Annotated in this window: 27 protein-coding genes and 1 pseudogene; 8 read left to right on the top strand and 20 right to left on the bottom strand. The window is 57.4% G+C overall.

The annotated features are described in order from the left end of the window. Nucleotides 1-270: 270 nt before the first annotated feature. Nucleotides 271-1,179, bottom strand: a pseudogene (locus tag AC097W_RS04610) (two-partner secretion domain-containing protein); the annotation flags it as partial. Nucleotides 1,180-1,187: 8 nt separating this feature from the next. Continuing rightward, nucleotides 1,188-2,918, bottom strand: coding sequence for a ShlB/FhaC/HecB family hemolysin secretion/activation protein (locus tag AC097W_RS04605; RefSeq protein ID WP_479601123.1), 1,731 nt, complete (start codon nucleotides 2,916-2,918; stop codon nucleotides 1,188-1,190). A gap of 254 nt (nucleotides 2,919-3,172) precedes the next feature. Between AC097W_RS04605 and AC097W_RS04600 the strand changes: the two genes are divergently transcribed. Together AC097W_RS04600 and AC097W_RS04595 are read left to right on the top strand one after the other, a co-directional pair. Further along, complete coding sequence (locus AC097W_RS04600) at nucleotides 3,173-3,862, top strand: response regulator (RefSeq protein ID WP_479601122.1); 690 nt, start codon at nucleotides 3,173-3,175, stop codon at nucleotides 3,860-3,862. After that, nucleotides 3,855-5,765 (top strand): sensor histidine kinase, encoded by a 1,911-nt coding sequence (locus tag AC097W_RS04595; RefSeq protein WP_479601121.1) that lies wholly within the window; start codon nucleotides 3,855-3,857, stop codon nucleotides 5,763-5,765. The genes AC097W_RS04600 and AC097W_RS04595 overlap by 8 nt, the downstream gene beginning before the upstream one ends. Here the strand turns inward: AC097W_RS04595 and AC097W_RS04590 are convergent. Continuing rightward, nucleotides 5,743-6,291, bottom strand: coding sequence for a hypothetical protein (locus tag AC097W_RS04590; RefSeq protein WP_479601120.1), 549 nt, complete (start codon nucleotides 6,289-6,291; stop codon nucleotides 5,743-5,745). The genes AC097W_RS04595 and AC097W_RS04590 overlap by 23 nt on opposite strands. Before the next feature lie 54 nt (nucleotides 6,292-6,345). Between AC097W_RS04590 and AC097W_RS04585 the strand changes: the two genes are divergently transcribed. Further along, nucleotides 6,346-7,866 (top strand): methyl-accepting chemotaxis protein, encoded by a 1,521-nt coding sequence (locus AC097W_RS04585; protein ID WP_479601119.1) that lies wholly within the window; start codon nucleotides 6,346-6,348, stop codon nucleotides 7,864-7,866. A gap of 103 nt (nucleotides 7,867-7,969) precedes the next feature. Here AC097W_RS04585 and AC097W_RS04580 read toward each other — a convergent pair whose 3' ends face one another. From AC097W_RS04580 to AC097W_RS04570, 3 genes are read right to left on the bottom strand one after another with little or no spacing between them, the layout of a single operon-like run. After that, complete coding sequence (locus AC097W_RS04580) at nucleotides 7,970-8,914, bottom strand: cation diffusion facilitator family transporter (protein WP_479601118.1); 945 nt, start codon at nucleotides 8,912-8,914, stop codon at nucleotides 7,970-7,972. Continuing rightward, entirely contained in the window at nucleotides 8,911-9,606 is a 696-nt protein-coding gene (locus tag AC097W_RS04575; protein ID WP_479601117.1) for a VIT1/CCC1 transporter family protein, read from the bottom strand. Before AC097W_RS04575 ends, AC097W_RS04580 begins: the two co-directional genes overlap by 4 nt. Beyond that, entirely contained in the window at nucleotides 9,599-10,993 is a 1,395-nt protein-coding gene (locus tag AC097W_RS04570) for an ATP-grasp domain-containing protein (RefSeq protein WP_479601116.1), read from the bottom strand. The genes AC097W_RS04575 and AC097W_RS04570 overlap by 8 nt, the downstream gene beginning before the upstream one ends. 77 nt (nucleotides 10,994-11,070) lie before the next feature. On the opposite strand from AC097W_RS04570, the gene AC097W_RS04565 reads away from it, so the two are divergent. After that, nucleotides 11,071-11,553 carry an OsmC family protein gene (locus tag AC097W_RS04565; protein ID WP_479601115.1) on the top strand — a complete coding sequence of 161 codons (483 nt, stop codon included), beginning with the start codon at nucleotides 11,071-11,073 and terminating at the stop codon, nucleotides 11,551-11,553. 270 nt (nucleotides 11,554-11,823) lie between these two features. Here the strand turns inward: AC097W_RS04565 and AC097W_RS04560 are convergent, their stop codons facing one another. Genes AC097W_RS04560 through AC097W_RS04540 form a run of 5 tightly spaced genes read right to left on the bottom strand, consistent with a single transcriptional unit; the run spans nucleotide 11,824 to nucleotide 14,933 of the window. Then, a complete protein-coding gene (locus tag AC097W_RS04560; protein ID WP_479601114.1) occupies nucleotides 11,824-12,813 on the bottom strand; it encodes a sulfurtransferase in 990 nt (329 codons plus the stop codon). A gap of 28 nt (nucleotides 12,814-12,841) precedes the next feature. Next, a complete protein-coding gene (locus AC097W_RS04555; protein WP_479601113.1) occupies nucleotides 12,842-13,468 on the bottom strand; it encodes a DUF6969 family protein in 627 nt (208 codons plus the stop codon). A gap of 29 nt (nucleotides 13,469-13,497) precedes the next feature. Next, a complete protein-coding gene (locus tag AC097W_RS04550; RefSeq protein WP_479601112.1) occupies nucleotides 13,498-13,755 on the bottom strand; it encodes a hypothetical protein in 258 nt (85 codons plus the stop codon). Nucleotides 13,756-13,783: 28 nt separating this feature from the next. Continuing rightward, the gene (locus AC097W_RS04545) at nucleotides 13,784-14,401 is read right to left on the bottom strand and encodes a DUF6691 family protein (protein ID WP_479601111.1); all 618 of its coding nucleotides are present in this window, start codon (nucleotides 14,399-14,401) and stop codon (nucleotides 13,784-13,786) included. 1 nt (nucleotide 14,402) lies between these two features. Next, entirely contained in the window at nucleotides 14,403-14,933 is a 531-nt protein-coding gene (locus AC097W_RS04540; RefSeq protein WP_479601110.1) for a YeeE/YedE thiosulfate transporter family protein, read from the bottom strand. Nucleotides 14,934-15,087: 154 nt separating this feature from the next. Between AC097W_RS04540 and AC097W_RS04535 the strand changes: the two genes are divergently transcribed. Beyond that, on the top strand, nucleotides 15,088-15,240 hold the full coding sequence (locus AC097W_RS04535; RefSeq protein ID WP_479601109.1) for a DUF3149 domain-containing protein: 153 nt from the start codon (nucleotides 15,088-15,090) through the stop codon (nucleotides 15,238-15,240). A gap of 10 nt (nucleotides 15,241-15,250) precedes the next feature. Here AC097W_RS04535 and AC097W_RS04530 read toward each other — a convergent pair whose 3' ends face one another. Beyond that, nucleotides 15,251-15,955, bottom strand: a complete 705-nt coding sequence (locus tag AC097W_RS04530; protein WP_479601108.1) for a Crp/Fnr family transcriptional regulator — start codon at nucleotides 15,953-15,955, stop codon at nucleotides 15,251-15,253. 148 nt (nucleotides 15,956-16,103) lie between these two features. Here AC097W_RS04530 and AC097W_RS04525 point away from each other — a divergent pair, with 148 nt between their 5' ends. Then, a complete protein-coding gene (locus AC097W_RS04525) occupies nucleotides 16,104-16,556 on the top strand; it encodes a rhodanese-like domain-containing protein (protein WP_479601107.1) in 453 nt (150 codons plus the stop codon). Between the two features lie 53 nt (nucleotides 16,557-16,609). On the opposite strand, the gene AC097W_RS04520 is transcribed toward AC097W_RS04525, so the two are convergent. From AC097W_RS04520 to AC097W_RS04510, 3 genes are read right to left on the bottom strand one after another with little or no spacing between them, the layout of a single operon-like run. After that, nucleotides 16,610-16,834, bottom strand: a complete 225-nt coding sequence (locus tag AC097W_RS04520) for a hypothetical protein (protein ID WP_479601106.1) — start codon at nucleotides 16,832-16,834, stop codon at nucleotides 16,610-16,612. Further along, nucleotides 16,831-17,319: a thioredoxin fold domain-containing protein gene (locus AC097W_RS04515; RefSeq protein ID WP_479601105.1), complete on the bottom strand. Its 489-nt coding sequence runs from the start codon at nucleotides 17,317-17,319 to the stop codon at nucleotides 16,831-16,833. The genes AC097W_RS04520 and AC097W_RS04515 overlap by 4 nt, the downstream gene beginning before the upstream one ends. Continuing rightward, nucleotides 17,316-18,236 (bottom strand): MBL fold metallo-hydrolase, encoded by a 921-nt coding sequence (locus tag AC097W_RS04510; protein WP_479601303.1) that lies wholly within the window; start codon nucleotides 18,234-18,236, stop codon nucleotides 17,316-17,318. The genes AC097W_RS04515 and AC097W_RS04510 overlap by 4 nt, the downstream gene beginning before the upstream one ends. Nucleotides 18,237-18,422: 186 nt before the next feature. On the opposite strand from AC097W_RS04510, the gene AC097W_RS04505 reads away from it, so the two are divergent. After that, nucleotides 18,423-19,523, top strand: a complete 1,101-nt coding sequence (locus AC097W_RS04505) for a YeeE/YedE family protein (protein ID WP_479601104.1) — start codon at nucleotides 18,423-18,425, stop codon at nucleotides 19,521-19,523. A gap of 22 nt (nucleotides 19,524-19,545) precedes the next feature. Here AC097W_RS04505 and AC097W_RS04500 read toward each other — a convergent pair whose 3' ends face one another. The 5 genes from AC097W_RS04500 to AC097W_RS04480 form a co-directional block, all read right to left on the bottom strand. Next, a complete protein-coding gene (locus AC097W_RS04500) occupies nucleotides 19,546-20,148 on the bottom strand; it encodes a c-type cytochrome (RefSeq protein WP_479601103.1) in 603 nt (200 codons plus the stop codon). Nucleotides 20,149-20,171: 23 nt separating this feature from the next. Then, nucleotides 20,172-21,455: an FCSD flavin-binding domain-containing protein gene (locus AC097W_RS04495; protein ID WP_479601302.1), complete on the bottom strand. Its 1,284-nt coding sequence runs from the start codon at nucleotides 21,453-21,455 to the stop codon at nucleotides 20,172-20,174. Between the two features lie 16 nt (nucleotides 21,456-21,471). Then, nucleotides 21,472-21,780 carry a c-type cytochrome gene (locus AC097W_RS04490; RefSeq protein WP_479601102.1) on the bottom strand — a complete coding sequence of 103 codons (309 nt, stop codon included), beginning with the start codon at nucleotides 21,778-21,780 and terminating at the stop codon, nucleotides 21,472-21,474. 37 nt (nucleotides 21,781-21,817) lie between these two features. After that, nucleotides 21,818-22,228 (bottom strand): DsrE family protein, encoded by a 411-nt coding sequence (locus AC097W_RS04485; RefSeq protein WP_479601101.1) that lies wholly within the window; start codon nucleotides 22,226-22,228, stop codon nucleotides 21,818-21,820. Nucleotides 22,229-22,319: 91 nt separating this feature from the next. Beyond that, entirely contained in the window at nucleotides 22,320-22,664 is a 345-nt protein-coding gene (locus AC097W_RS04480) for an ArsR/SmtB family transcription factor (RefSeq protein ID WP_479601100.1), read from the bottom strand. 156 nt (nucleotides 22,665-22,820) lie between these two features. On the opposite strand from AC097W_RS04480, the gene AC097W_RS04475 reads away from it, so the two are divergent. Next, entirely contained in the window at nucleotides 22,821-23,663 is an 843-nt protein-coding gene (locus AC097W_RS04475; RefSeq protein ID WP_479601099.1) for a fumarylacetoacetate hydrolase family protein, read from the top strand. Nucleotides 23,664-23,669: the final 6 nt, after the last annotated feature.

Here is a 23,669-nt window from a genome sequence, read left to right as displayed (position 1 = left end):
GGATGAAACATCAACGAGCGTCGCTGCCGTCAGCGCGAGGTTTTTCGCCGCGTAGAGCGCGCCCCCGGTCAAAGCCGCCTGGCCACCCACCGCCGACAGGGACAGGTCACGGCCTGCGGTGAGTGCCGCACCGGTCAAAGCCAGGTCCTGCGTGCCGCTGCTGGCGGTGGTGGTGACGCTTATATCGCGCACAGCACTGAGGGCCGCGCGAAGTTCAACTTTGCCTGCGCTCGAGAGGGTGAAGTCGTCAGCGCTGCCTGCCGCTTCGCCAAGCATTCGGACGCCGACACCCGCTTCGGTCGCGATGATGCGGATTCGCCCCGCATACATGCCCCCCAGCACCGAGGAGTCAAACGCGTAGGATGGCGCTGGGCCGCTGCCGGCAACTGCGCCTGAGACAGTGCCATCGGCGTAGCGCCAGACGTTGTTGCCAGTGGTGATGCCAAGGCTGCCGGTGGCAGAAACGTTGATCTTGCCGGACACATTCACCGAACGCGCGACAATGTCAAAGGCTTGTTGCGCGCTGGCCACTGCCCCCAAGCCCTCGACGCGCACGTCACCCCGGTTGACTGTGAATCCGGTCAGGCTGCCATCGCTGGCAATATTGGCGCTGCCTGTGGTGAGGGTGGCGCGATCGGTATTGATGAATCCGCAACCATTGCAGGTAATGCCATTCGGATTGGCCACAATGACATCGGCTTTGCCACCCAACACCTCCGTGAACCCAGCCAGCACGCTGCGATTGGTCGACACAACCTCATTCAAAATGACTTTGGCTGCGTTGGCAAGATTGGGGTTGAACGGCACTTGGCCTGCCAACTGCGATTGGCGCATGAGCTGGCTGCTGTTGCCGTTGTTGAGCACCAAGCCGTTCTGCTCCACGTTGTAACTCGTGTAGGTATTGTGTGAAAGTCCGGCTGAATTGGCTTTCTCGATGTTCACCACAGGGACACCATTGGCCGATATATAAGCGGTCGCATTTCCACCGACAGGCACAACCGTCACCGCTGGCTGAACAGCCCTTGCGGCAGGGCCAGCCAAGCCGGATAGCATCAAAACAGCAAGCAATGCCTTTCTTGCGGCACGTGAACGCCCTTTGCCACAGCTGCGTGCAGTTTCAGGGATCGCAACCCAAGCACCCGCACATTCATTCCAGATGACACGATAGATATGGTTCACGGTATTCCTTAAAGTGCGTAGGCGACTCTGAACCAGGTCTGGCTCGATTCTTTGGTCATATTCCCAGGCAGGGTGAGAGGGCGCGTATTGAAAAAGTCCCAAGTGCCACCCCGCCAATTGACGGATATGCCTATCGCCATGCCACTGAGTTGACCTTGTGGAATATTTGGTGCGATGTTTCTGACTTCACCTGTGTCGTAACCCACATAGAAACGACCAGAAACAGTCTCGTTTCCAATATTGACCGCTTGACGCATGGATATTTCATTGCGCCAGTAGTAGCCGTCATCACCCGAGAGAACGTTGTTAACGAAACCACGCACCGAGTAAAGACCACCGATCTGGAACTGCTCTGATCCATACAACACATGATTGGTTGTTTGTCCGGACAGTTGGCTGGTAAAGGCAAAATTCTGACTTACGGCCCGGAATGGAAGGGTGGAGTTAAATCCGTACTTGAATTTTCCGAACTGGGCGCGTGGCGCAGAATCTGGCAGCTGATCAAGATCCTGCAGAGCGCCCATGGTGTTGAGCCCTTGTGCATAACCAAGATCGATCGAGATAACACCGCCTGCCAAATTGGTGCTTAGGTTGCCATCCAGATCCAGAATTGTTAGATTGCGGCTGCTGACGCCCAGATATTGCCCATCCAGGTAATTTCTTGACGATTTAGTCGTCAGGGTTGTTGCGAGCATGGCGCGAGTGGCTTGGCTGCGGTAGACAATGCGGTCAAGTCGCAGGTTATTGCTATCGCTATTGCCGCTGGATACGAGGCTCAGCCCGCTGGGAAGTGAAATTGTGTTGGCGTATTGGGAACGGCTGCTGCCCAGTGATAACGTGGTGTAACCAAAGGGAATGTTAAAACTCAGACTGTCACTGCCGGCATATTGGCGGCTTTGATCACCCGGCGTTGATTCGCGGTGTGTCATTGATAGAAAGTCATTGAAGCCGAGCAGGTCATCCACGCTGCCTGTGACACCAGTTTGTACTTTTCCCGTCGAATCTTGTCCCTGGTTATCCACGGACGCACTGATATGGAATCGTGATTGCGGCTGGTTGTGCACAAGCACCGTGCTCTCGCCCGGGTTTTCGCCAGGCTGGATATCGAGTCTGGCGTTATTTGAGCTGAGCCGGTTAATCTGATCGACGCCTTGCTCCAGATCACGTAAATTCAACAAGTCTCCTGCAACACCCGGGAATACATTTCCTATCGAGACGCTGCGACTGTTGCCATCCTCAATACTGATCTTTCCAACCTTGCCTTCAATGACAATAATTTCAAGTTTGCCTTGGCTTAAATCCTGTGTTGGCAAATAAGCGCGGGTGGTGATAAATCCGCGTTCAATATAGTATGTAGTAATGGTAGTCAAAACACCTTCAATATCACCGACATTGAGGCAGCGGCTTGAGAATTCATCGGTTATCTTTTGTCGCAGTACATCGGATAGCTGCGATCCGCCTGTGATGGTGATCACCGATATGTTCCGGCATGGCGAATCGGGATTGGGTAGTGTTATTTTTGGCACCAGCGGCTTGGTATCCATACCCTCGACGCGATCACTCTGTCGACGCGCGTCTTCCTGATCGCGTTGGATACGGCTTTGCTCCTGGCGCTGGAGTATCTCCGCTTGGCGTTGTGCCGCTTCAATATCAGCTGGTGTTTGTGCGGATGTTGTGAGTGGTATCAGCGCAATAAAGGTTAAATACAAGAAAAAACAAACACGAATAATTTTTATCATTAGCTACTTCGAAGTAAATGTGCGCGGATAACGCGGGTTTCGTTCGGCATGTTTGTATGTCTAAGCCAGACGAGTTTTCCAACAACCTGTATGACGCGCGCAAAAACTTTTCTGATAGGTCGAGGCTAGTGAGGAAAACGGCTTTTGTCTGTCACTCGTAATGGGGACAGACTGGGATCTGCGTTGGGCGTCTTGTGTGTCACACTCGATGGCCTTCTGTGCATCCTGCCAGGGGGTGTAGCCGCCCCCGCACCATGCCTGCATCAATCAGCACCTCTCCCATTCGTGTGGCATTCGTCGAGGATGATGTGGACTTCCAATTGGTGTTGCGCAACACCCTGGAACTGGCCCCAGACATGGTTCTGGTGTCGGCAGCCAGCACCCGGGCTGCGGGGCTAAATGCGCTCAACGGCGAACCAGTGGATGTGTTGTTAGTCGACTTGGGTTTGCCCGACGGCTCGGGCATCGATGTGATTCGCGCGGCCCACGCTACGTGGCCCAACTGCGCCATCATGGTCAGCACCGCCTTTGGCGATGAAATGCACGTCATGCAGTCATTGGAGGCGGGTGCTGCGGGCTACCTGCTCAAAGACAGTGCGCCAAAAAGCATGGTGACCGAGATTCGCAGCCTGTATCAGGGTGGCAGCCCAATCAGTCCACTCATCGCGCGTCAGATTCTGATGCGCTTTCGGGATCAACCCAAACATTTGCCCGCGATGCCGTTCCGTCCCCAGGACCGACCACGCACCGCCTTGTCTGCCCGTGAGCAAGAGGTTCTGGAATTCATCACCAAGGGCTTCACCTCGGAAGAGATTGCGGGTTTGATGGGGATCTCGCGCCACACCGTCTTGACCTTTATCCGGCGCATTTACAGCAAACTCGAGGTCAACTCCAAAACCGAGGCGATTTTCGAGGCTCGCTACCAAGGTCTGCTGGGTGATTGAGGCCTTCTCACGCTTCATTGGCCTGGGCTTGATGTGTGTGGCGTTGTGGCATCAAACGGTGCAGGCTGAAGTGCCGTTGCACATCACGACAGCCGAGTCACTGCTGATGCGCGCCCAAGGCTATGCGCCGCCGCCTTATGAAGCCAGGGTCCAGAATCTGCCGGGCAGCTGGCAGACTGTCACACTTCCTCACGCGCTCACTCGACCACTGGTGCCAGGTGCTGACAGCGGTGACGCCAATGAGCCGCCAACCCTTGTGACCTGGTACCGTTTGTCCGTACCTGGGATCAAACCGTCCTTCAATCCACGGTACATCTACATTCCGCGCTGGAAAACCGACGGACAGCTTGCGGTCTATAGCAACAGCCGCTTGATTTACCAATCCCACGCCAACATCCTCTGGAATGGCTGGAACATTCCCTTGTGGATCGCCTTGGACGAAACCGCCGACTCCGTTGCGCCGAGCGAGATTTTTCTCAGAATCGAGAGTCCCCGGGACTCAGGGGGAGGCATCTCATCGGTGTGGCTTGGGGACAGTGACAGTCTGAGCTGGCGTTACCGACTGCGCTACCTGATTCAAGTCCAATTGCCCTCGGCGAGCAGTGCAGCATTCCTTGCGGTTGGACTGTTTTCATTGTTCGTTTGGTTCAGGCTACGCACAGAAACTGAGTATTTGCTGCTTTTCTGCATCGCGGTGGCGTCGTTTTTGCGAACCCTGCATTTCTGCGTCGGCGAAAGCAAGCTGGCCATCAGCGATGCGTGGTTTACCTGGGTCACTATCAACTCCCTTTACTGGATGATGCTGATCACTCACTTTTTTCTGAACGACCTGCACTGTCGCCCCATACGTTGGTTGAATCGCCTTGTTACCGGCATCACGCTTGGCATCTGCATCCTGAGCTTGCCGGTGTTTGTGCAATCTCTTAATGCCTATGCGCTGTCGCCCTTGATTTATATCGCTTTGCTGTTCATGGGTTTTCTTGTTGCGGGCGTCGGCTTTCACCAGTCCAGGCTGGCCGGTTCGCGTGACGGTCTTCTTATCAGCAGCTGGGCGCTGGTCGGTATGCTGTTGGGCGGACACGACTGGTTGATGCAAAACAATTACATCGACATTGAAAGTATCTACCTGGGACCGTTCAGCAACATCGCGGCTTTTTTGCTGTTCATGCACATCATCTTTCGCCGCTATATCGCGGCGAATGCCGAAGTCAAAGTGGTCAATGCCAGCCTCCAATTGCGTTTGCAAGAACGTGAAGACGCTTTGCTATTGAGCCATCAGCGGCTACGTGACATCGCCCACCGCCAGACCCTCAGCGATGAGCGTCAGCGGTTGATGCAGGACATGCACGATGGCATGGGTTCGTCATTGCGCACGGCACTTCTGACGGTGGAGAAAGGTCAGATCAACGCCACCATGGTGGCAGAGGTGTTGAAAGACTGCATTGATGACCTGAAGCTGGCCATCGACTCCATGGAACCCGTGCAGGCCGACTTGTTGCTATTGTTGGCGACTTTGCGTTTCCGTTTGGGTCCGCGCCTGGAAAGCGCAGGCATTGTTTTGCGTTGGGAGGTTGAGAACGTTCCGCCGCTGGACTGGCTTGACCCGCGAAACGCGCTGCACATCCTGCGTATCCTGCAAGAGGCATTCACCAACATCATCAAGCACACCTGTGCCACGGAAATCCGTGTCATCACTGGCGTCGACAACAGCTGCGTCGTGGTCAAGATCATTGACAATGGCTCAGGATTTTCGGTTGCACAAGGGATGATCAATGCTGGCAAAGGGCTGGGGAATCAGCGTCGAAGAGCCGAATCCATCGGTGCAGAAATACGCTGGACGTCAAGCCAAGCAGGTACCTGTCTGGCTTTGCACCTGCCGATCAGACGGCTTGCCAGTGCTTGATCACGTCTTTAGCCCCAAACACTGATGGGATGCATATGTGCAGCTGCTTCAGGTGCCTGACTTTTTTAAAGCGATTTGCGGACTTTTGCCGAGTGATGTCTAACCCTTGGCTCAAACGTTGAACCATATTGGATGGCGGATTGAACGACTGCTGGCCCCATTGGGCTAAGACTGACAATGCAGCACAGCGGTCTTTGGTGAATGAACCCGCATGGCGGGTGACAGCCTCGCAGTACACACAGCACGGGTATTGATATCGATGCACCCATATCAGCTTGCTCAAAAATTTTCGATATAAAAACAGCCTGTAGCCCCCGCCCATATTGCGCAAGCCGCTATCAATAGCAGAGCAATCTGTCCGCCATCGCACACTGGGCAGATCGCTTTCAAAATTCTTCACCCGCTGGAAACTGGCGATCCACAGGGCCCCCAAGTCGTTGACCGCCCGATTGTCAGCGATCGAATGGAAACGCGCCGGATTGGGGCGCTTGTTTACACTGTTCTCTCCATTGCAAGCAATCGTCATCCAGGGTCCCTAAAATGCGGGCGTGAAGATTGGCCAGAACCGAAAGAACTACCCATGCGATTCAATACAAAACTGCTGCTGTCAGCCATCATTCCCTCGGTGCTGTTTATTGTCGGGTTGTTGGTCAGCATCGGCGGCTTGGTCTACACCAAAAGCCAGTTTGAACATTACATCAATACCGAGCAACGCATGGGCACTGCGTTGACCGAGATGTACGCACAAGGTCTGCAGATGGGGCAAGCGTTGCGCAACATTGTTCTGGACCCTGCCAACACCAAGGCGGTAGACAACCTCAACGCGGCGCGCACCGCTTACGAAAAAGCTTTTAGCGAGGCATCTGGCGTTGCTGTGGGAACCGTTTTTGAAGCAGGCATCAAATTGCTGCCCGCTTTGCGTGGCGCACATGCCCTGGCACAAGAGAAGGTCGTGGTCATGGTTCAGGAAAAATCAGAAGACACCATCAAGTTTCTCAATAGCACCGAAACACCGGCATGGCGGGTGCTGCGGGCAGAGTTGATCAAACAGATTGAAGAGACCGGCAAGGTATCCGCACAGGCACAGCTTGACGTCAATCAGAAAGCGAACCGCGCTATTGTGTTCGCAGCGGTGCTGGCTGGCCTGGCGGCTCTGGTTTCCATTGGCTTTGCACTCTTTATGAACAAGACGGTAGCCACGGAGCTTGGAGGTGATCCCGCCGTTGCCCGCGAATCCATCTCCAGAATTGCCGAGGGTGACCTCTCGGTCAGCCTGCCCTCGACTTCCCAGGAAGGCAGCCTGATGGATGGACTGTCACGCATGCAGGAATCCCTGCGTCGACTGGTGGGCGATGTGCGAAGCTCCACGGACAGCATCACGACTGCCAGCGATGAAATCGCCAGTGGCAGCCAGGATCTGAGCAACCGGACTGAACGCACCGCAGCCAACCTGGAGGAGGCCGCCGCTTCGCTGGAGCAGTTGACGGGCACCGTGGCACAGTCTGCCGACTCGTCCCGCCAGGCCAGCCAACTGGCCTCGTCAGCGGCTGTGGTAGCCACCCAGGGTGGCACAGTGGTCGCGCAGGTGGTATCCACCATGAACGACATCAATGACAGTTCCCGAAAAATATCGGACATCATCAGCGTGATTGACGGCATCGCCTTTCAAACCAATATCCTGGCACTCAACGCGGCAGTCGAGGCGGCTCGTGCGGGAGAACAGGGGCGTGGCTTTGCGGTGGTGGCCTCGGAAGTTCGCAGCCTGGCCGGACGTTCTGCCGAAGCAGCCAAAGAAATCAAAAGCCTCATTGGCGCCAGCGTGGAGCGGGTTGAGGCAGGGTCCCGGCTCGTGGCCGACGCGGGCCGCACCATGAATGAAATTGTGAGTTCGGTTCAGAAAGTAGCCGACATCATTGGCGAGGTCACTGCGGGCATTGCCGAGCAGAGTGGCGACATCGGTAGCGTCAACACATCAGTCGAGCAGCTCGATGAAATGACCCAGCAAAATGCAGCACTGGTTGAAGAGTCTGCGGCAGCCGCCATGAGCCTGCGCGAGCAGGCGCAGCATTTGAATCAACTGGTGGGGACCTTCAGACTCTGACTCGCGTGGGTCTGTCAGTCGCGTGGGCAACTATTTTTGTATAAAAACTGCCTGCAGCCCGCGTGCAACATGCGCAAGCAGCTATTCAATAAATAGCAAATCACTAACTGCAACCCGCACCCAGACGCAGCGCGCAGTTCTGCGCGTAGGCGAGTGACTCCAGTTGCAGGGTGACGTGGCGAATCTCGAAGTGCTCGTGCAATTCATGCTCGGCTGCGTGCAAAACGGCGCCCGTGTCTGCAACCCCGACGTTCAGCACCAGATGCGCCGTGAGTGCGGTTTGCGATGTCCCCATAGCCCATACATGCAGATCGTGCACATCGGCAACACCCGGCAGGTCGAGCAGAACGGTGCGGACGGTGGCCAGATTCACACCATCCGGCACGCCATCAAACAGCAGGTGCAGCGATTGCTTGAACAGGCTCCAGGTGCCCACCACGATGATGACCGCAATGGCCAGGCTCATCACCGGGTCGACCCAGGTCCAGCCTTGCCACAGGTAGAGAGCGCCGCCAATCACCACCCCCAACGACACCAGCGCATCCCCCGCCATGTGCAAAAAGGCACCGCGGATGTTGAGATCTTCTTTTCGTCCCCGCATGAACAGCAGCGCGGTGGCGGTATTGATCACGATACCCACGGCAGCCACGGCAATGATGGTCCAGCCCTCGGTCGCCTCCGGCGAGCGCAGGCGCCCCGCCGCTTCCCAACCGAGTGATCCCATGGCCACCAGCAGCAACAAGGCATTGAAGAAGGCCGCCAGGATGGACGCGCGCTTCAAGCCATAGGTGTGGCGCACGTCGGGACGCAGTTTGCCCGCCAGCGCACCGCCCCAGGCCAGCACCAGCCCGGCCACATCGCTCAGGTTGTGACCCGCATCGGCCAACAGTGCCAGCGAGTTGACCTTCCAGCCGTAAAAACCTTCGATAGCAACGAAAGCAATGTTCAGTGCGATTCCAATGGCAAATGCCTGGTTGAATTCTGCAGGGGCATGGTTATGTCCGTGGTCATGCCCATGATCGTGATCGTGATCGTGCCCAGCACTCATGGTGCAGCACCAAACAGCGTGCCGACCCCGGCAGTGATCAGCATCGCCAATGCGCCCCAGAATGTCACGCGCAGCATGCCACGGCCGATGCCGGCACCGCCGGTGTAGGCCGCCAACGCACCGAGCAGCGCCAGCAACACCAGCGATGCCACGCTAACCACTAACGCCAATTGGCTGGGAGCGGCAAACACGGCCACCAGCAGAGGTAGGGCCGCACCCACAATGAAAGACAAGGCCGAAGAAAACGCCGCCTGCAAAGGCTTGGCCGTCATCGTCTCCGAGATACCCAACTCGTCGCGGGCATGCGCGCCCAGCGCATCCTTGGCCATCAGCTGCTCGGCGACCTGCCGCGCCAGTGATTCGTCAAGACCGCGCCCCACATAAATGGCCGTCAATTCCGCATGCTCATGCACGCTGTCGGTTGCCAGCTCAATGCGCTCGCGCGCCAGATCGGCCTGTTCGGTATCGGACTGCGAACTGACAGACACATATTCACCAGCCGCCATGGACATAGCCCCTGCCACGAGACCCGCTGCACCCGCGACAAGAACGGCGCTGTGGCTCGCGCTGGACGCGGCCACGCCAACGATCAGACTCGCGGTGGACACGATGCCGTCGTTGGCACCCAGTACGGCCGCGCGCAGCCAGCCAATATGTTGCGTGCGATGAGATTCTGTGTGGCGTCTAGACATGATTAAAAACCGCTCCTTCAAAAACAGGTGCAAAGCCACCACCGGGGGTGCGAAAGTTGGTCGTCTGGCCCTGGTACAAGCGGGCGGCTACCCACTGCACCTGTCCATCAAAAACGTAGACGCGCAGGTCAAACTTCAGTACCTGCGCGGGCTGCTGATCCGAGGCGTCAGAGATCGTGCGCTCGCCCGGCGCCACCAGCGCCTGCGCCACGTAGTCGCCCGCCAGAATCTCTTGCCACACCCGCTGCGTGAGTTTGTCACCCCGGTAAGCGGCACGGCTGCCATAACCGGCAAAGGGCTTGAAGAACAGGCGCTTGCGGTTGCTCCACAAGCGCTCGGCGTTGGCCGGATCCACAATCTCGGTGTGCGGAATGCTGTCCAGCAATACGTCCTGAATGGTTTGCGGCACGTCCAGCGCCTGGAGTGCTGCAGCATCACTGAGCAAAGCCAGATTGCGCTTGTCCGCATACAAGGCATGCACCTGGGGGTGCGGCGTGAGCACCGTGGCGTTTTGCAAATAGGCGTCGTGCAGCGTCGCGCTGGCGGGTGCGGTCAGGTAGAAATCAGTCAGCCGGTTGTAGACCAGGTCAATGGCCAGGTCGCCATGCCACAGTACCCCATCACGCAGGGTGAATTCCGATGGGTCGGCAATCACGGCCTGCATCCCGTGGCGGTGGAACAGCTGCTGAAATAGCAAAAACTCCGGGTACAAATACTGCTGCTGGGGCGCCTCGTCCACGATGGCAATGCTGCGCAATGGCCTGTTGCGGCCTGAGGAATCCCATTCCTTGCGAAACATGGCCACTACGCTTTCTTCCAGCGCATGGGCTGTGGCCGGCAGTGGGACCATGCTTTCAATCTCGGGGCAGCAGGCACGCTGCGCTCGCGCCAACACCGCGTTGAGCAGCGCGCCACCCGCATTGGTATTGACCTCAATCAGCCCGAATCCACCTTCGGTAACGTGAAAGTCGTAGCCGAAGAAAACACCCTTGGCGCCGCCCGCGTCGTGCCGGGCAATGGCGGGAGACTGCGCCAAAACCTTCTCACGGTAGGCGGGCATGGAAACCACCGCTTCAATAGCACGTACCACCTGCGCCATGCGCACCATGTGGGTCTGCGATACAAACACGGGACGCGCGGCAAACAAATACGGGCACCGCTCGCGAACCAGGTCAAACAGCCCGGGCTGGCCAATCTCCGACTCCAGTGCTTTTCGCAATGCGTCTGTGTCCAGGCTGATGCAGAAGCACTCATTGTTGAGCGTCTCAACCAGTTGGGCCGTCATGGGGGCTGAGGTCGTCTTCGCAACAGGCGGCAATGGCAAGGTTTCGTGCATCAGGGGATTTTGCCAGTACATCACCATCAGCACCTTGAAGCCCCACTTCACAATGTTCGCTAGAGCACAGACGCAGGGTCCCCCTTGGGCAGAACATCTTCTGACATCCATCCAAGAGAGACCCCACCATGACCGAGAAGACCGCCAACGTCCATTGGGAAGGCCCGGGCAAAAAAGGCCAGGGACAGATCAGCACCGAAACCGGGGCGCTCAAGCGCTACCCCTATGGCTTCGCGAGTCGCTTCGAGGACGACCGCCTCGGCACGAACCCCGAGGAAATACTGGGGGCTGCACACGCCGCCTGCTTCACGATGGCATTCTCGTTCGCGTGCGACAAAGCAGGCTTTGCCACCGCTACTGTCGACACACAGGCCCGTGTGCGCCTGGCACAGCAGGGCGAAGGATTTGTCATCGACCGGATTGCGCTCACCTTGAAGTCCGCCGTACCGGGAATCGATGACGCCCAATTCCAGAGCATTGCGCTGGCGGCCAAACACGATTGCCCGCTGTCCAGAGCGCTGGCAAGCGTCTCCGAGATTACCTTGCAGGCCACGTTGATCGATAGCCCCAATCTGGTGGATGACTTTTTCCACCCGGCCAACGACAAGTAGCCGTGTTGCCTCGGAAAGCCGGGAATAGCACCGACCAACAGGGTCCGTTCGCCCATGTCAAAGACCGCGCGATCCAAGCGGTGCCCTGTTTCCATTTGCTGGCAATGAGGATACAGCTATGACCTCGCCGGATAGTCGCAGACAAGGCAAACGGTCTCTCAGTGAAGGTTATTGCCGCAACTAAGGGGCAGATCGCCGCACTGCGCAAGCCTGGAAAGGCCCCGGATCGATGACACGCCAAGCCACAAGGCTCCCCTGTGGCAGAACTCTTCAATTCAGTGGAACGGCGCCCACAAGGGTACGTTTTTCCAGAGTCCACTGGTGCAGTGAGCCGTCATACAACTTGGCGGATTTGTTGCCCAAAATTTCAGAGGCCAAAAACCAGGGGCCGGACGACAAATGTCCGCTGTTGCAGTACGAGATGGAAGGGGCTGACGGATCGATACCCTGCGCCGTCATCAACGCTTTGTAGGTATTGGAGGACAGGAACTTGACCGCGCCACCCGAGGCGTTGACCATCAAGTCCGTTCCGTAAAGTTTGGCTCCATCGAGGTGACCAAAGGCAGATACATAGTCGCGTTTTCCCAAGCCGTTAAACTGCTTGGAGTCACGAGAGTCAATCAGGGTTGCGCTCTTGTCGGCCATGGCTTTGGCAACATCCTCAGACGTTGCGAAGTACTGTGCGCTGCGATCAGCCTTGGCAATCCAGGTGCCGGCTTTGGCTGGGGCCGCAGCGGAACTGTGTTCACGCCCCTCCAGGAGCCAGGTCGCCATGCCGCCATCCAGCACGGCCATTTCGTCTTCACCGTACACCTTGAACTGCCAGTACACGCGCAAGGCGTCGTCCACATCGGTCACGTCCACGCCTACTGGCACAAACACGATGGGCTTGTCCGCGTCAACGCCAGCGGCCTGAATGGCTTTTTCGAAAACGGTTTTTTCCGGGATCATGTACTTGACCTTGATGTCACCATAGGTGCGGTCTGTGCGCATATTCTTCATGTCAATCAGGCGAGCACCAGGAATATGACCACCCACCTCCACCAGTACTTTTTTACCGGTCTTTGCGTCCGTTTCCAGTTCTGGCTTTTCGGTGAAAGACTTCACGTTGGAGCGCACTTCAACCACCTGCACCTTGTCCAGGTTGTCAGCCAGCCATTTGGTGTTGACCAGCGGGCCGGGCAGTACGCCTGCGTGGGCGACCACGAGTCCAAAGGCTGCTACGGCAGCGGCAGATACTTTGATTAATAGTTGTTTCATCGCGTTCTCCTGATTGTTGGCTGCTTAGTCAGCCGAGTTGTTGAATCTGTTGAATCCGTTTGGCAAGCGAAATTCGGGTTTGGGTCACCACATCCAGCTGCCGGTCTTCACAAAGTACGTCCCACCCCTGGCGGGCGCTACGTCGGGCCATCACCGCATCACGGCGGCGAATCAGCTGCTTCAATTGCGGACCGTACAAATGCACCATGGCGGTCAGCCAGCGCGCTACCGGGGCCATACGGCCGTGCGTCTGTACCGCAAAACGCACCAAAAATTGCTCCACCTCAGCGGCCGTGCGCCAGGTTTCACCCGTGACCCAGCGGTTGGTGGTGAACAGGCGAACCGGTTGGCCTTGCGCATCAATCGATAGCCCCGCCAGATGCGTGTAGTCGCCGGGCTGCTTGCCGTGGGCGAACAGATGAAAGTGACCGTGTTCGTTATCCGGTGTGTGGCGTGATCCGTGGGCATGGTAATAAAACCGGGTGCCATGCGCGCCGTCCACCACATCGCGGCGCGGGTAGTGTTGCAACTCCACCCACTGTCTTGCTCCCGCCATGGCGGCCATTGCCAGACTGCTGCCCGACCGGGCATAACGCAGTGGTATGCCCAATGCGTCATGCGCTGCGTGTAGCAGTGGTTCAGAAACCGCAGCCATGGCGTTAGTTCTAGCCGTCCTTCAAGCTCTTACTTCTTGGGTGCGCAAGGGTTGCCGGGCGCACAAGGGTTGTCTGAGCCCTTCTTTTTCTTTTTCTTGGCTGGGCCACAGGGATTGCCTGGGGCACAAGGGTTCTCAGCCTTCTTTCCATCTTTTGCCGCACTGGCGGCTGCAGCGGGCGCGTCTGCTGCCAGCACTGCGGGAGCCGGTGCCACCAGCGCGGTGGCCAGCATCAGTGCGGACAGGGTCTCTGCTAATTTCGAGCGGGAAACTGTGGATTTCTTCATCGGTAAAACTCCGGGTGTTGTTGAATAGTCAATGGGAGCTTGGAGAGCCCGCGCCTGCGAGGGCCTGCTCAGCCGTTACAGGGCCAGCAGAACGTCTCTCGAACCACGAGCCAAAATAGAACACGGCCACCAGGGCGGCAGAAAGAATCGCCAGCATGGTCACTTCGGAAACACCGAAAGCGTCTGTAAAGGTGTCACCCGCCTGCACTTCCCACATGCCCATGAGCGCTTCAATGGCCGGCCCGTAGAAGCCAGCAAAAATTACCGTTCCCAGCAGCAAGCCAACCAGGAAAACCAGTGCGTCGAGTCGGCCCGAAAACAGCCCTACCACGGATGTACCGGGGCAATACCCGCCCACCGCGAAACCTGCGCCCACCAAAGCGCCACCCACGGCTGAGGCCATGAGCAAGGCGCTGGGCACAAACACGGCATCGGCCTGCATGAGCCCCGCCGCCTTGAGACCGTAAAGACCGAAAGCCGCCACCACAATGGCGGTGAACATGACCTTGAAAACCGACCAGTCGCGCAACTCGAATTGCGCGGTCAGCTTGGCGGGGCTCCCAAATCCTGCGTTTTCCAGCACAAAGCCAAACAGGACTCCGCACACAAGCCCGGAAATCACACCTGCATCATTGAATGGAAACATCTCAGAGCCCCTTCACCAAACGGCTGGCAATCAGGCCAGTCGCGAAGAACAGGCCCAAAAAAACAAAAGCTGCGATCCCGAGCGTGGCCGCGCCCGACAGGCCCAAGCCGCTGGTGCAACCAGCCGCTACACGGGCACCAAAGCCAGAAACCAGGCCTCCACCCAAGGCTGCCAGCAAACGACGCGGCGTACCCACACTGCGCGCACCATCCAGCTGAACCCGAAAACGGCCACCCATGAAGGCGGCTGCCAGCGCGCCAATAGCCACACCGATAACTTGCCAGGTGATCCATGAGGACAGAGGATTACCGCTCTCCACCATGGGACCAAGGTAGCTGTTTGCCTGCGTTGCGGCGGGGACCACCGTCCAGCCCAGCCATGCGGTCATGCGGGTGGTGGCACCCGTAGCGCCAAGGCCGTGACCCGTCAATACGAAGGTCAACAGCAAGACCAGGCCTAAAGCAACGCCAGCGACCAAAGGCGGCCAGAAAGGCCTGACTCTACTCCCGGCAGATTGGACAGAAATCGACATACGCAAAAGCCTCAAATAGAATTTATACCCATACCAGTATAGGTAATTTTATTTTAGCGTGGTACGAGGACAAACCCTGATTCATTGATCAGGATCATGCTGATCGCCGCTTCACGGGGTCACACTGCAAGCTCTGATTAAAAGAGGTATCACCATGAAACTGCTGACCGATCTGTTCTCTACCGACTATGGCCTCATGAGCATCAGCGGGATAATTTTTATGCTCGGTATGGGGGTATTTTTCCTGCGTTATTTCAAACGCAAAATGGCTGAAGACGCTGCTACCGCAGCCAAGGCTGCGAGTTAGGGGCTTGCTTTCAGGCGGCAAGCAAACAATCCAGATTGAGGATGCGGTAGACGCGACCGCATTTGTCCAGTGGCTCCAGAGCCTTTTCCCGCACCAGTGCGCTGACCTCGCGACTGACCGTTTCCATTTTGAGGTCAAGCATGGCTCCCATGTCTTCACGCGCAAAAAGCGTAACCGTCTGGGCATCCACCAGGCTGCGCATCTTCAGCACCAAATTGCAGACTCGTTTGCGCGCAGAACCAAAATTCAGATCTGCCAACCAGTCGTCCGCCTCCTTGAGGGTGCGAGACCACTTACCCATCAGGCTATGGTGCAAACGCGGTGACTGCACACCCAGCTTGTGGATGACCGACAAGGGAATCCGGCAAACGGAAACCTCGGTCAATGCCACCGCGTCGGTTTCGTGGCGGGAGGTCGCTAGTGCCTCCAGGGCAATCACGTCACCCGGCCGAAGCACCCGCACGATGCGCTGGCGACCATCCGAGGTAGAGCGTACCAATTTGATCATTCCAGTGCGTAGCGTGAATATGCCTAAAGCCGCCGCTCCTTCCTGAAACAAGCTCGCACCAGCGTGGAACTCCATGTCGTCAATCGGCGCATGGATGAGCCCGAAGTCTTCTTCGTTGAGATCAGCAAACAGCACCATGTCACGGATGCTACAGTTGCGGCAGTCGGAGGTGCCCTTCCAGGCGGATTCAGTTTTTATGGGGATCATGTTGCCTTGCACGGTACGCAGTTTTGCGCTCCAACTCCTTGCAGGAATGGGCGCATGACTGGATAATATCGCTACACGCTTATAAATGAAAGTAGAAACGATGACACACTCCGTTCCAGCTACGCGCCTTGATGTCCGACCACGGAGAATGGCAGCTCTTCTCCTGGCATGCGTGCTCACGGTCTCGACATTCACCAACGCTCATGCGCAGGACTCGGCAGGGGTCAAGGCGATGGAGGACTATCTGGACTTCGTCGATTACGGCGGTGCCACCATTTTTCCAGAGCAGATTCCCGCCGCAGACTGGAAACGCTTTTTTGTGATCGACGCACGCGATGCCGATCAATTCAGCAAAGAGCACATCCCTGGCGCGACCAACATTGAATGGCGCAAAGTGCTGGCAGAGCGCAGCCGCATCCCCAAAGACAAGCCGGTCCTGATTTATTGCAACACCGGATCCCTGTCATCACAGGCGGGGCTGGCATTGCGCCTGGCTGGCTATGACAACCTGCGCATCCTGCAGGGCGGCTTTGCAGAGTGGAAAGCCAAGGGCGGCTTTGAAGCCAACACCCGTGCGGCCGGTGCCATCCCCACCCACTGACACGCACCGTAAATACTGAATCCCCCCGGGGAAACACTAGCAGTGGCTACCCACTACTCGCGGCGCGCCCGGTACCAGCCCAACAAGCGTAGAAACAGAATCAGCAGAGGCACTGAATGCAGCAGCAGATCGAAGATATCAATCGGCCGCACCAGAGTGCCGGCTGAGAGCATGCGAAATTTTTCAATCAGATGAGGTTCTGGCGAGATAGGGGCAATGGCCAACCAGCCCGCGATCACAGCCAGCCAGATTAGCGGAATTCGGTTGATAAGCTTCATGACTTGACTGCCGCCCTGGCCTGCTGCATTCGTTGATCCAGATAGGCACCATAAAAGTCTGGCAGGTAGCCGCCCTCCAACCGTTCTGCCACCTCTTTACCGCCAGCACCGAAAAACAAAATAGTCGGCGCCACCTTGATGCCCCATGCCCGCACCAGCTGATCGTGGGTCACGGCTACACGTTTGAAATCGCGCACCACCACAGCGCTGCGCATATCGATCTGGAACACAGGAACACCCTCCTGGCGGCGCAGGGGATCAAAGTAGTGGTCTCGCGCCACACGACAAAACGGGCAGCCTTCCAGACTGACCATCACAACCAGTGGTTGACCGATTTTTAATGCCTTGGGCAATTCATCGGCCAGCGAGTCTGGCGCCGGCAAGGCCGGACTTGCGGCCCAGGCACGGGGGGTCAGAGCCGTTGCGAGGCAACCGGCCGCGAGGATCAACTCTCGACGCCCGAGTCCATTTGGGCGTGCCGTCATTGCGCAGCTCTTTCCATCAGCAAATACGTGTTGTAAGCATTCATGCGATTGGCCACACGAAACAGCGGCAGGTGCTCAAACTTCATCCAGTCGGTCGCGTCATAGGCTTCTTCGAAAGGCAGCATGTTCTTCGCTGCCTCACCCATCGCAGAGCGGAGGTAAATCAGGTAGTCCCGAGTCAATTCCATGTCCTTGCGCGCTTCCGATGACAGGGGTCCATGACCAGGAACGATCACCGCGGTGTCGAAAGAAAGCAGGGTTTGCAGCGCTTTGATCCAGTGCCCGCTATCCGCCTGACCTACATAGGGAATGCGACTGCGGAAAACCAGATCACCTGCAAACAACACCTTCTCATGCGGCATGTAAACCACCAGATCTTCCGGCGTGTGCGAGGGCCCTACCGGCTGCAACAGGAAGTGAACACCACCGACGACCAACTCCTTGGGGCCATCAATCCATTCATCTGCAGGTACCAGACGGGTTGTTTCATCAATCCACGGTGCGAGCTCCTGGCGGGACGCCTCCAGCCGAAGGCGGGCAGTATCCGAATTCAAGTATTCCAGCGCAGCGCGGTGCGCAATGATGTGTGCGCCCTTTGCCTTGAACGCCTGAAGACCGTAAATATGGTCCGCATGGTAGTGGGTAACGATCACATGGGTCACGGGAAGAGGTGTGATTTTGCGGATCTCTGACATCAGGTGCTCCGCCAATGCCGGCGAACCCAGCGAATCGATGACCACCACACCCGCAGGGGTTACAACGAACGCCGCATTGGAGATGAAATTCTGATTGGCGCTGGACCCCAAGGCCCCCAAGCCTTCAACATACCAGGACGACGGAGATACGCGCTGCGCAACCATGGCCATGGTCTGCGCAAACGCCGGCACCATGGGACCGAACGCAGCCAGCAAGACCATCAAGTAGTGCCTCGCATGCCGCAGAAGGGTTTGCTGGGTCGGAAAATTCATGGGATCTCCTCGCAAAACTGGAAGTTGCATTTTTTCAACAGGGTGAATGAGCCATCATCAAACTCTTGACCGGGATCAACTCATCGCTTTCACCAAGCCTTAATATAAGCGTTTGCTGAATTATTGGGGAATGCGATGGATCTGGCAACCATTTTGGAAAGATATGGCGATGGCGTTGTCATGGCCATGGGTGGCTTGGTGATTGGTGCGTTGTTCGGATTTTTTGCCCAAAGATCGCGTTTTTGCCTCCGAGCAGCCGTCATTGAGTTCTGGCACCGCACATTCGGCGAGAAGCTGTCGGTCTGGCTGCTGGCCTTTGCCAGTGCGGTGGTCGTGGTTCAACTGCTGATCCTGACCCACGCGCTGGACGTCAGTACGGCGCGCCAGATCGCCACGCGCGGAAGCCTCTCGGGTGCATTGGTGGGTGGCCTGCTATTCGGTGCTGGCATGATCATGACACGCGGATGTGCCAGCCGATTGCTGGTGTTGTCGGCCAATGGCAACTTGCGCGCCCTGCTCTCGGGGTTGATCTTTGCCGTCACGGCTCAGGCCTCCCTCTCTGGCGCACTGGCCCCTTTGCGTGCAACCATCAGCAGTTGGTGGACGGTCGAGGCAGGCCCTTCGCGCGACTTTCTGGCAACCACCGGTGCCGGCCCATGGGGCGGCCTGGTAGCCGGTTTGGTATGGCTGTTCGCGGCGCTGTATTTTTCCTGGCGCAGTCCCAAGCGCAGCGTGTGGGTTTGGATGGGTGGCATCGGCACCGGGTTAACAGTAGCCGCTGCGTGGTGGTTCAGCTATTTTGTGTCCACCCAGTCGTTCCAGCCCATCCAGGTTCAGGGATTGACATTCAGCGGCCCATCCGCCGAATGGCTGATGCGCGTGCTGGCCTCGCCAGCACCTGGAATCGGGTTTGATTTTGGCTTGTTGCCCGGTGTTTTCGCGGGATCATTTTTAGGTGCTTGGCTGGGACACGACCTCAAGCTGGAGGGCTTCAAGGACGGCTACAGCATGACCCGGTACATCGCCGGAGCCATCTTGATGGGATTCGGTTCCATGCTGGCAGGCGGCTGCGCTGTCGGGGCGGGGATGACAGGGGGCTCTATTTTTGCCATTACCGCCTGGGTAACGCTGATTGGCATGTGGGGTGGTGCAGGTCTGATGGACCGTGTGCTGGACAACCGGCCCACGCGCCACCAGTCCAATGTGGGCATGCAACCGACAGCCAAAGCAACCTGACCGGCAAGCCACCCGGACTGGATTATTTTCCGCTGAGGTACTCAGCTACCGCCGCCATTTCCAGCGGCGTCATCTTGATCACGATGGAGTGCATGACCGCGTTGTCGTTGGTGCGTTCGCGCTGGTTGAACAGCTTGAGTTGGGTCTCGATGTAAGACGCATACTGACCCGCAAGCCGGGGTAAATTCGTAGTCCCAAGCGCACCCGGTCCGTGGCAGCTGGCGCAGGCGGCTACGCCGCTGTACTTGTTGCCATTCTGGTAAATGTAGCTTCCCACCGCAGCCAGTGCGGTGTCTTTGGGTGACTCGGTAGCCACAGTCTTTTTTTCAAAAAAGCGACCCAATGCCACCATCTCGTCGGGTGTCAGCTTCGCAGCCATATCTTTCATGGCAGTGCTTTTGCGTTTGCCCGACTTGAAGTTATCCAGTTGCTTGGCCACGTACTCCCAGTGCTGGCCCGCCAGTCGTGGGAAAACCTCGCTGGAAGACTCGCCTTCGGCGCCGTGGCACAAAAAGCAGACTCCCGCCACAATTTTTTTCGCGCGCGCCTCGTCGGCCTGCGCCCATGCGCCGCCGGCGATAGCCGCCAAGGCCAGCGCACACAACCAACTGCGTCCTGATGGCATTCCTCTACCTTGCATAGAGAAGATCAGGCCAGGGTGTCAGCCCAGATGTTGCGAGCCCATGCCATCGCATAACGTCCTTCCAGCTCGTTGGCTGCGCTGGACACTCCACCTGCACCTGGCACTGCCAGCATGGTCTTCTTTTCTGCATCGTAGCGATGCACACTGGCCACGTGCACTACGTCTTCGTCGCTGACGAAGCTGTAGCAGGTGTTGGTATAGATCGGCGCGCTATTGGGCTGCTTTCCTGTCAAAAGTGCCACCACAGCCGCTGCGCAGGTCTTGCCATGCTGGTTGGCCATGTGACCCGATTTGGGCATGGCAGGCGCGATCTGAATGGAGTCACCGAGCACGTGCACATTCGGGACTGCCTTGGACTCAAACGTCAGAAAGTCGACGTCGCACCAGCGCTTGTTCGCCGTTGCCATGCCGGTTTTGACTGCGATGTCGCCAGCGCGCATATCGGGAATGACATTCAGCACTGCCGCCTTCACGTCGTCATTGAACTCGAACTTGAGCGTATTGGTGGCGGCATCCACATCGGCCAGCTTGTGCTTGGGGCGGTATTCAACAATACCTTCGTAGCGGTCTTTCCAGGCTTTTTTGAACAGTGCCGCCTTGGAGGTCACGTCGTCATTCGCATCCAGAATCAGTACCTTGCTCCTGGGCTTGGCTTTGCTGAAATAACTGGCCACCTGGCAGGCGCGCTCGTAGGGACCGGGCGGGCAACGGTATGGAGCCAGAGGAATGGACAAGGCATACACGCCGCCGTCCGGCATCGCTTCAAGCTGCTTACGCAACGCCACGGTTTGCGCGCCTGCTTTCCAGCTGTGCAACACCTTGTCCTTGGCGCCCTCTTTGGCCATGCCGGGCAGGTTTTCCCAGATGAAATCCACGCCAGGCGAGACAATCAAGCGGTCGTAAGCCAGTTCGCCACCTTTGGCCAGCATGACTACCCGCTTATCGGGGTCGATACGGGTCACCATGTCCAGCACTATCTTTACGCCATGGCGTTTCACCAGGTTGTCGTACGGGGTGGTGATATCCGCCATGGTCTTGCTGCCACCCAGCACCAGATTTGAAATGGGGCACGAAATGAAAACACTGCTGGGCTCGACCAGTGTCACGTCGATGCCGTAATCGGACCACATGCGCACATACTTGGCTGCAGTCGCCCCGCCATAACCACCACCCACCACCACGACTTTGAGCCCATTGCCATTGCCAGTTGTTGCGCAACCAGTGACCAGACCCAGCGCACTGAGGGAGCCCGCTGCTCCAAGGTTTTGAACAAATTGACGACGCTTCATCATGATCAGGCCTCCCTTATTGTTTCAAAGCAGAAAAATAGCTCGCCAGTGCCGCTAGCTGCTCGTCGGAATAGCCCTTGGACAGTTGGTGCATGATGGTTGCCGGCTTCTTGCCGATCTTGAAGTCCAGCATTTTTTTCAACAACTCATCCTTGTTGACGCCTGCCAGTGACTCATTGCCGGTTTGTGCAACGCCGTTGGTACCGTGGCAAGTGGCACAAGAGGCAGCCATGCTGCGCACCTGCAAAGGGTCCACAGGCTGGGCCTGGCCCCAACCCGAAACTGTAGCGAGCACGCAGGCCGCCAGAGCTGAATGCATTTTCATGTGGTGATCTCCTGATGTCGGATTGGGTAACATTGCGTCAAGGGTGGATGTAAACAAAACCCTCTTTGGCTTGCAGGTTGGCCGTCTCGGCAACGCCAGAAGGCACGATTTTCGCTTCCATAGCAACCTTGTCTTTGGAAATATTGCGACTGGTCAGCGTGTTGTTACAGACCCTGAACTCGACCCCGCGGCCGGCCAGATCACCAATGTCTCCTGCAAATGTCTGACCCCTGGCGTTGACTGCACCGTCCAGCAAGAAATCTATTCCGGCACCATGGGTGACGACCACGATCTTGACCGTTGGATCGGCGGCGATATGGTTGCGAATATTCCCGATCGCCCGGGAGGCCTGCGGAATACCTTCGCTCAGGTGGTACACCACTTTCACTTCACCCCAAGCCAGCGAAGCAGCAAGCAAAGTCGCAACCAGCAGCAGCACTCTTTTCATAATCGACTCCTTATATATATGAATCGAATGCTAGTGCTACCGCTGCCTCCGCCGATACGGTAATAACCCTGACGTACTGGAGAAAAGTGGTTTAGTGTGCGACCAAATCGCCATCGGCGGCGACTTGGGCGCAGACGACGCGGCACAAGTTGGCGACACGGTCGTCGGCAATGCGGTAGTAAATTTGCACACCATCCCGGCGTTTTCCCAGCACGCCGGACAGGTACAGCGTATTGAGGTGCTGCGACATGTTGGGCTGTGTGGTGTTAATGACGCTCAGCAATTCGCTGACGTTTTTTTCGCGCTCGCACAGGCTCTTGATGATTCGCAGCCGCATGGGCGCGGACAACACGCGAAACAGCTCAGCCGCCAACTCGAAAACCTGATGGTGATCAAAATTGGAATCAGGTGACTCTTGTTTAGCAAGCTTGCCCATGGAAATATCCTCGAATCAACAATATGTGATGCCCCTATTGTGATTCAAAGTTGGCGAGACTGCAGCTAATCACCCTGCGGGGTTCATGTTGGTGACACCTCGATACAGTCAGCCGGGATAAAGTCGGGTTGAAACAACCCCTACGAGGAGATACACATGCGATTGTTACGCGTCGGCCCAGCTGGCCAGGAACGCCCCGCCCTGCTGGATGCCCAGGGTCAGCTACGCGACCTTTCGGCGCACTGCGCGGACATAGGCGGTACCACCTTGATGCCGGCGGGTCTGGCGGCTCTGCGCACCCTCGATACAAACCAGCTGCCATTGCTGGACCCAACGTTGCGCATTGGCCCTTGCGTGGGAAGCGTGCGCAAGATTGTCTGCGTGGGGCTGAACTACGCGGACCATGCCGCCGAGGCTAATATGGCGCTTCCCGCCGAGCCGGTGCTGTTCATGAAGCCCGTCAGCAGTATCTGCGGCCCGTTTGACAACGTGGAGATACCCCGTGGCGCAGAGAAAACCGACTGGGAGGTAGAACTCGCCATCGTGATCGGCCAGCGCGCCAAGTACGTCAGCCAGGCTGATGCGATGCAGCATGTGGCCGGCTATTGCGTGGCCAACGATGTGTCAGAGCGCGCTTTTCAGATTGAACGCGGCGGTCAATGGGACAAGGGCAAGGGACACGACACCTTTGCACCGATTGGCCCCTGGCTGGTTACCTCTGACGAAGTGCCGGATCCGCAAGCTCTCTCCATGTGGCTGGACGTAGATGGTCACCGCTTTCAGAACGGCAGTACCCAAACCATGGTGTTCGGCGTGCGCCATGTGGTGAGCTACATCAGCCAGTTCATGACCCTGGAGCCCGGCGACCTGATCTTCACCGGCACGCCGCCCGGTGTGGGCATGGGGCAAAAACCCCCGGTATTCTTGCAGCCTGGCCAGACCATGCGCCTGGGCATTCATGGCCTGGGCGACCAACAACTCCGCACCATTTCCGCCTGACATTTC

The organism is Rhodoferax sp. GT1R46, assembly GCF_056521285.1.
Note: the sequence above shows the minus strand (reverse complement) of the source record. Positions and strands in the feature narration are given on the sequence as shown.